This window comes from Microbacterium sp. (assembly GCF_032084865.1).
Classification (GTDB): Bacteria; Actinomycetota; Actinomycetes; order Actinomycetales; family Microbacteriaceae; genus Microbacterium.
The window spans coordinates 1-7,498 of sequence record NZ_DAMDLU010000140.1 but is presented as its reverse complement, the minus strand read 5'-3'; the positions used below and the strand labels follow the sequence as shown (position 1 = coordinate 7,498).

Sequence of the window (7,498 nt, the reverse complement as noted above, 5' to 3'; positions counted from 1 at the left end):
GGCGCTGCTGCGGCACGTAGCCGATTCGGCGGTCACCCCGCCGTGCGGGCTGCCCGCCGACCCGGATGCTGCCGGCCGAGAGCGGCTGCAGGCCGAGGATGCTGCGCAGCAGCGTCGTCTTGCCCGAGCCGGACGGGCCGAGCACCGCGAGGAACTCCCCCGGCGCGACGTCGAGGTCGAGTCCCGACCAGAGCTCGCGGCCCGAGCGGTGCAGCGCGGCGCCGCGGATCTCGAGCACGCTGGTTCCGGCGCCGCTCATCCGTCGAGTGCGGCGGCGAGGTCGGAGATCGCGGAGCGCATCCACTCAGCGTACGACTGGTCGGCGCCCAGCAGCTCGTGGAAGGTGATCACCGGGATGCCGGCATCCTTCGCGGCTTCTTCGATGCGGCTCGTCTCGGTGCCGCCGGTCTGCGCGTTGGCGAGCACGGCGCGCACGCCGCCGCCTTCGACGAGCGACAGCGACTCGAGGAGGATCGCCGGGGCGACCTCGTTGCCCTCTTCGACCGCCGAGGCGAACCCGTCGGGGGCGAGGTCGTCGAGGCCGGCGGCCGCGGCGAGCGCGCCGGGCAGCGGTTCGGTGATGAACACCGGCGTGCCCTCGAGCGTCACGTGCAGCGCGTCGAGTTCGCCCTCGATCGCCTCGAGTTCGCCGGCCAGCTTCTCGGCGGCGGCGGTGTAGTCCGCCTTGCCCGACGGGTCGATCTCGGTGAGATCGGCCGCGATCTGCTCGGCGACGTGCGAGACCGTGTGCACGTCGAACCAGACGTGCTCGTTGAAGCCCTCGATGTGCGAGTGGCCCTCGTGCTCGTCGGCGTGTCCGGAGCCCTCGGGCCCGTCGTGGTCAGCGTGGTCGGCGTCGTCGTGGTCGTCGTGGTCGTCGACCACGGCGTCCGGGTAGTCGTGGGAGAACTCCGCGGCGGTGATGACGACGGCATCCGATCCGTCGATCAGCTCGTCCATGAACGCGTCGTAGCCGCCGCCGTTCTCGATGACGAGATCGGCTTTCTGCACCGCGAGACGGTCGCGGGCGGAGGCCTCGTACCCGTGCGGATCCTTCGCGGCGGAGTCGATCAGGCTGGTCACCTCGACCCGGTCTCCGCCGATCTCGGCCGCCAGCTGACCGTAGACGTTCGTCGACGCGACGACCTGCAGTGCGCCCGTCTCGGCATCCGCGTCGCCGGCGGCCCCCGTGCATCCGGTCAGCGCGAGAGCGGATGCGGCGGCGAGGGCGAGGGCGGGGAGGCGCGTCTTCATGACCACCACCCTAAATGCTAATGAGAACCATTCTCAACTTGAGTGCGCGGTGCAGACGGCCTATCGGCGGTCGGAAACGTACGCGAAGGCGACGATTCGCGTACGTTTCCGACCATTCACGCGGTGGTCGCGGGCGTCAGGCGGTCAGCCAGGCGGTCGCCTCACCCGGCAGGGCTCCGTCGCGAAGCGGCTGGGTGGTCAGCACCACGGCATCCGCCTCGGCCCCGAGGTCGAACGGCGCGGTGCCGAAGTTCGTCACCACCTGCCATCCGTTCGGGCGCGCGAAGCGCAGCACGTCGGCGCGGCCGGTCTCGCCCCACTCGAGCGTCTCCTCCGTCTGCAGACGGCGGCGCAGCCCCAGCGCCTCGCGGTAGAGCGAGAGAGTGGATGCCGGATCCGCCGCCTCGACATCCACCGCGTACTCGGCGAACCACGACGGCTGGGGCAGGTGCGCGCCGTCGGAGCCGAAGCCGAACGACGACCCCTCCGCGCTCCACGGCAGCGGCACGCGGCATCCGTCACGGCCGAGGCCGTCGTACTCGGCGCCGCGGAAGAACGCCGGATCCTGACGCTGCTCGGGCGAGATCTCGGCCACCTCGTGCAGGCCGAGCTCCTCGCCCTGGTAGAGATAGGTGCTGCCGGGCAGGCCGAGCAGCAGCATCGTGGCTGCCTCGGCGCGCCGCCGCCCCTGCTCGCGATCGAGCTGGTCCTCGGGACCGCCGACGGCCACCCACTCGGTGCCCTGCTTGACGGGCCGGCCGTTCAGCTGAGGCAGCCCGTACCGGGTGGCATGCCGGGTGACGTCGTGGTTCGAGAGCACCCACGTCGTCGACGATCCGGTCAGCTCGCTCTGCGCGAGGTTGACGGTGATGAGCCGGCGGAACTGCTCGGCGTCGAAGTCGGCCTCCAGCAGGTCGAAGTTGAACGCCTGGCCGAGCCCCTCAGCCGACGCGTAGCGAGCCCGCCGCTCCGGTGTCTGCACCCAGGCCTCGGCGACAGCGGTGCGCGGCGGATCGTACTCGTCGAACAACCGGCGCCATTCCGCGTACACCTCGTGCACGTCGTCACGATCCGTGATCGGATGCTGACCGGTGGTGCTGTCGATGGCCTCCAGCTCGGCACGGCTGGGCAGCGGCTCGGTGAGGTCCTTGGTGAGCATGTGGGCGACGTCGATGCGGAAGCCGTCGACCCCGCGATCCGACCAGAACCGCAGAGTCTTCAGGAAGTCGGCGCGCACCTCGGGGTGCGACCAGTTCAGGTCGGGCTGCTCGACGGCGAAGTGGTGGAAGTACCACTGGCCGTCGTCCACCCGCTCCCACGCGCCACCGCCGAACACCGACACCCAGTCGGTGGGCGGCTCGCTGCCGTCGGGACCGGTGCCCTCGCGGAAGATGTACCGCTCCCGGGCTGCCGACCCGCGTCCGGCGGCCAGCGCCTCCTGGAACCACTCGTGCAGGTTCGACGAGTGGTTCGGGACGATGTCGACGATGACGTGGATGCCGCGCTCATGCAGCGCCTGAACCATCCGGTCGAACTCCTCGAGCGTGCCGATGCGGGGGTCGACGTCGCGGTAGTCGGCCACGTCGTAGCCGCCGTCGGCGAGCGCGGACGGGTAGAAGGGGCTGAGCCAGACGGCATCGATGCCCAGTTCGTCGAGGTAGTCGACGCGGGAGAGGATGCCGGCGATGTCGCCGATGCCGTCACCGTTGCCGTCAGCGAAGCTGCGCGGATAGATCTGGTAGACGGCGGCCTGACGCCACCACGTGGTGGGGTCGACGGGGCTCTGCTCGGCGAGGGACGGGTCGGTCATGGATCTCCTTGTCTTGCGGGTGGTGCGGTGGGTCTTCGCATCGGCGGGGGAAGCATCAGCCCTTGACGGCGCCCTGGGTGACGCCCTCCATCACCCAGCGCTGCGTGAACAGGTAGGCGACGATCGCGGGCGCCATCGCCATCAGGTACGAGGCGAAGGCGACGTTGTAGTTGTTGCTGAACTGGTTCTGGAAGAGGTTCTGCCGCACCGGGAGCGTCTGCAGCGCCGGGTCGGAGATGATCAGCGACGGCATCATGAAGTCGTTCCAGGCGTAGAGGAAGGCGAAGATGCCGACCGTGGCGCTCATCGGCGCGAGCAGCGGGAAGATGAGCCGCCAGAACGTCTGCCAGGTCGTGGCGCCGTCGATCCGCGCGCTCTCCTCCAGCTCGATCGGGATCGAGCGCAGGAAGGCCGTGAACAGCAGCACGCTGAAGCTGAGCTGGAACATCGTGGCGAGGATGATCACGCCCACCGGGTTGTCGAGCCCGACCCGGCCGGTGAGCTGGATCTGCGGCAGCGCCACCACCGGGAACGGGATGAACATCGCCGCGAGCAGGTAGAAGAACGAGTACCGGAAGAATCGGCGGTCCCAGTTGCGGACGATCGCGTACGACGCGAAGGCCGCGAGCACGATCGTGGCGATCACGGTGCCCGCCGTGACGAGAATCGAGATGGTGGCGCCGACCGGGAACTTCGTGAGGTTCCACGCCTGCACGAAACCGTCGATGCTGAACGGCGCCGGCAGGGAGAACGCGTTGCCGTCGACGGCCTGTCCGGTCGTCTTGAACGCCATCGAGATGGTGACGTACAGCGGCAGCAGCACGGTGACCGCGCACAGGATGAGGATGATGGTGCCCGACCAGTTGACGCGCTCCATCGGCGTGCGGGACGGTTTGGTCGGTGTGCGCTCGGTCAGTGCGCCGGGGGTGGCCGAGGTGAGAGCGGGCTGGGTGGTCATCAGAGCGCATTCCTTCCGCGCGTCAGCGAGAGCTGGAGCAGGGAGATGAGCACGGCGACGATGAAGAAGATCGTCGCGTTCGCCATCTGGTAGGCGTAGTCGCCGCCGTTGAAGCCCGCGATGATCGTCATCGCGACGCTGCGGGTGGAGGTGCCGGGACCGCCGTTGGTGAGGCCGACGATGATGTCGTACGCGTTCAGGAAGCCCTTGAACCCGAGGATGACGTTGATCACCACGTAGCCGGCCACCAGGGGGACGGTGATGCGCATGAGCTGCTGCGTCTTGGTCGCGCCGTCGATCGACGCCGCCTCGTACACGTCGCCCGGCACCGATAGGAGTCCCGCGATGTAGATGAGCATCGTGCCGGGAATGGCCTGCCATGCCGTGACCAGGACGATCGCGACCCACGCGAGATCGGGATTCGCCAGCAGGCTCGTCTGCAGCCATCCGATTCCCGTCGCCGCTCCCGCCGCGGGGATCGAGTTCGAGAAGAGGAAGTTGAAGACGTAGGCGATGATGATGCCCGAGATCACCATCGGGATGACGAAGATCGTGCGCAGACCCGTCTTGAATCGGATGCGCGAGGTGAGCCCCACGGCGAGCAGGAACGCGACGATGTTGACGACGATCACCGTCGCGATCGAGAACCCGAAGGTGAACAGGTAGCTCTGCAGGATGGCCGGATCGCTGAACATCGCGATGTAGTTCGTCAGGCCGTTGAAGCTCCAGTCGCCGAGCCCGATCGAGTCGGTGAAGCTGAAGAAGATGCCGATCACGCCGGGGATGGTGATCGCCAAAGTGAACAGCACGAGGGTCGGGACGAGGAAGAAGTAGTAGATCGGCTCGACCCGACGACTGCTGCGCCGGCGAGTGCGGTCACCCTGCGTGATGACCGTGGACGTGGTGCTCATTCTGCCGACTCCTTCGTCTGGCTGGTGGGCGCCGGGGCGCGGAAGGCGATGCGCGCCCAGTCGGCGTCCATCGTGCGCAGGACGCCTGCGGGGTTCGACCCGAGCACCATGGCCTGCGCGTAGTTGAAGACGGGGATCGTCTTCGGCACCAGCACCGACGGGCCCTGATAGATGCGGCCCTCGTCGTAGTACTCGATCATCCCCTCGATGCGCGGGTCGTCCGGCGCGGGCGCCTGCTCGAGCGGCGTGAAACCGAGCTGCGAGGCGTTGTACGCCTCGATGTGCTCGGGCTGGTAGAGGTACTCGAGGAAGTCCCGCGCGGCCTCCTTGTGCCCAGACTCCTGGGGGATCATCGCCGCGAGGTCCATGTTCACCCGCACGGCGAGGTCGTCGGGGTCATCGGTCATCGGCAGCGGGAAGGTGCCGAGTTCGAGGTCGGGAGCGGTCTTGGCGATCTCGCTGAACGCCCACGGCCCCTGCAGGTACATGGCCGCCTCGCCTTTCGAGAAGGCGAGGTTGCCGTCGCCGTAGCCGCGGCTGGGTGCGTCGTCGTTGGTGTACTCGCTCGCGAGCTTCAGCATCCGATCCATCGGCTCGGCGAAGTCCTTCTGGAACGAGACCTCCGAGTCCGGGCCGACCTCGGCGCCCTCCTTCGCGAGAGCGTCGAAGAAGTCGAGCACGTCGAGCGACCCGCCGGCCGAATAGTCGTACCAGCCCTGACCCACGGTCCAGTCGTCTTTGAACGTGGCGTAGAACGGGGTGATGCCCGCCGCTTTCAGCTGATCGCCGACCTGCAGCAGCTCGTCCCAGGTGCGCGGCACCTCGAGGCCCTGCTCGTCGAAGATCTGCTTGTTGTAGATGACCGAGGCGGCCATCACCGAGTAGGGCAGCGCGCTGGTGCGCCCCTCGCACGACCCGTACTGCTCCATGAGCGGCTGCAGGTCGTCGCGCACGTTCTTCGCGGCGTCGGTGCCGCCGAGATCGCTGAGTGCGCAGCGCTGCACGAAGCGAGCGACCTCGTAGTTGTAGTTGGCGAGCATGATGTCGGGCGGGTTTCCCCGCACGAAGCTCGCGGAGACGACGTCGACTCCGGAGGTGTCGATCTCGACGCGCACGTCTTTCTGCGAGTCGTTGTAGTCGGCGACGAGTTTCGTCATGAACTCGATCGCCTCGCGTTTGCTGAACGTGAAGCGGATGGTCTCGCGACCGTCTGACGAGCATCCGACGAGGGCGGAGCCGAGTAGCGCGAGCATCGCGGTGCTCGCCGCCAAGCGCACCGCGCGGGGAGATTTCACAGACACCGTCGTCCTTCCGACCTGAAGATCCGGAGAGTAAATCTAGTGACTAGATTTAGTCACATGCCGGTACTCTCTCAGAGGGAAGGGAAGAGGTCAAGAGCTGTGAGTGATATCTCCGCCGATCTCGGCACCGGCAGAGCCAGCGTCGGAGCGGTGCTCGACTACGCCTGGACCGCGGGGGAGTTCACGGCGACGGATGCCATGGCATCCACCGCCATCACCCGATCCACCGCGATCGAGGCGCTCGCCACGCTCGTGGGCGCGAAGATCCTCACCGAGCTGCCGAATGCGAGAGCGGCCGGGGCGTATCGCGCGGGCCGACCGGCCAGACGCTTCATGCTCTCGCCCGACCTTGGTGTGGTGGCGGGCATCGACGCGGGCGACACGCATCTCGCGGTCATGATCACCGACCTCCACGGCACGACGCTCGCGCATCGTCGTGTCGAGCTGAGCCCCGAGCACACACCCGCGCAGCGCCGCGCGACGATACTCCAGCACCTCGAGCAGTCTCTGGCGGAAGCCGGTCAGACGCGCGAGACGCTGCTGGCGATCTGCGTGGGCGTCGCGGCCCCCGTCGACCGCGCCGGCGTCTCTCCCCCGCACCCGGAGGGGTTCTGGCAGCGCACCAATCCCGATCTCGCCACTGCCCTCGCCGACTGGGCGCCGGTCGTGCAGATCAAGAACGACGCCCTGCTCGCGGCCGTCGCGGAGGGCTCGCTGGGCGAAGCGGTCGGATGCCGTGACTATGTCGCGCTGCTGGCCGGCGAGCGCTTCGGAGGTGGGGTCGTCGTCGACGGGCACCTGCTGCACGGTGCGCACGGCGGGGTCGGCGAGGGCGTGGTGTTCGACCACATCATCGGCGTGGGCTCGGCCTTCGGCCTGAGCTACGCGGTGCAAGACGAGGTGCGCGCCGCCGTCACCAGCAACGAGATCGACTGGCGTGGGCGGGTCGGGCGCCTCTCGGATGCGGCCCGCATCGACCCCCGGGTGGTGCTCGTCGCGGCTGCCGAGGGGGATCCGGATGCCGTGCTCGTCTGCTCACGGGTCGGCGAGAAGCTCGCGCGCATCGTGGGCGTGCTCGGCAGCATGTACGACCCGGCCCGGGTGATCGTGTGCGGGGCGATCGCCGAGAGCATCGCTCCCGTGATCTCCGCCGCTCGCGCGGTGCTGCCGTCGCAGATGCACCTTCCCGCGCCCGAGGTGCTCGCGTCGTCGCTGGGCGCCGAGGTCGTCTCGCTCGGTGCCGTGGTCACCGCGCGGCGCGCAG

General features: G+C 68.4%; 7 protein-coding genes. 1 reads left to right on the top strand and 6 read right to left on the bottom strand.

The genetic code is table 11. The features are described 5' to 3' along the window. The 6 genes from RT309_RS12535 to RT309_RS12510 all read right to left on the bottom strand — a co-directional run. Positions 1-259: ATP-binding cassette domain-containing protein (locus tag RT309_RS12535; protein ID WP_313357512.1), on the bottom strand; the 259-nt coding region annotated here is incomplete at its 3' end. Further along, positions 256-1,254, bottom strand: coding sequence for a metal ABC transporter solute-binding protein, Zn/Mn family (locus RT309_RS12530; protein ID WP_313357511.1), 999 nt, complete (start codon positions 1,252-1,254; stop codon positions 256-258). The genes RT309_RS12530 and RT309_RS12535, both read right to left, overlap by 4 nt. A 136-nt stretch (positions 1,255-1,390) precedes the next feature. Further along, positions 1,391-3,064: a glycoside hydrolase family 13 protein gene (locus RT309_RS12525; protein WP_313357509.1), complete on the bottom strand. Its 1,674-nt coding sequence runs from the start codon at positions 3,062-3,064 to the stop codon at positions 1,391-1,393. A gap of 55 nt (positions 3,065-3,119) precedes the next feature. After that, positions 3,120-4,022 (bottom strand): carbohydrate ABC transporter permease, encoded by a 903-nt coding sequence (locus RT309_RS12520; RefSeq protein ID WP_396654453.1) that lies wholly within the window; start codon positions 4,020-4,022, stop codon positions 3,120-3,122. Further along, a complete protein-coding gene (locus RT309_RS12515; protein WP_313357508.1) occupies positions 4,022-4,933 on the bottom strand; it encodes a sugar ABC transporter permease in 912 nt (303 codons plus the stop codon). Before RT309_RS12515 ends, RT309_RS12520 begins: the two co-directional genes overlap by 1 nt. Then, complete coding sequence (locus RT309_RS12510) at positions 4,930-6,186, bottom strand: ABC transporter substrate-binding protein (RefSeq protein WP_313357514.1); 1,257 nt, start codon at positions 6,184-6,186, stop codon at positions 4,930-4,932. The genes RT309_RS12515 and RT309_RS12510 overlap by 4 nt, the downstream gene beginning before the upstream one ends. Positions 6,187-6,333: 147 nt before the next feature. On the opposite strand from RT309_RS12510, the gene RT309_RS12505 reads away from it, so the two are divergent. Then, positions 6,334-7,498 (top strand): ROK family protein (locus tag RT309_RS12505; protein ID WP_313357506.1); only part of this gene is annotated, 1,165 nt, incomplete at its 3' end.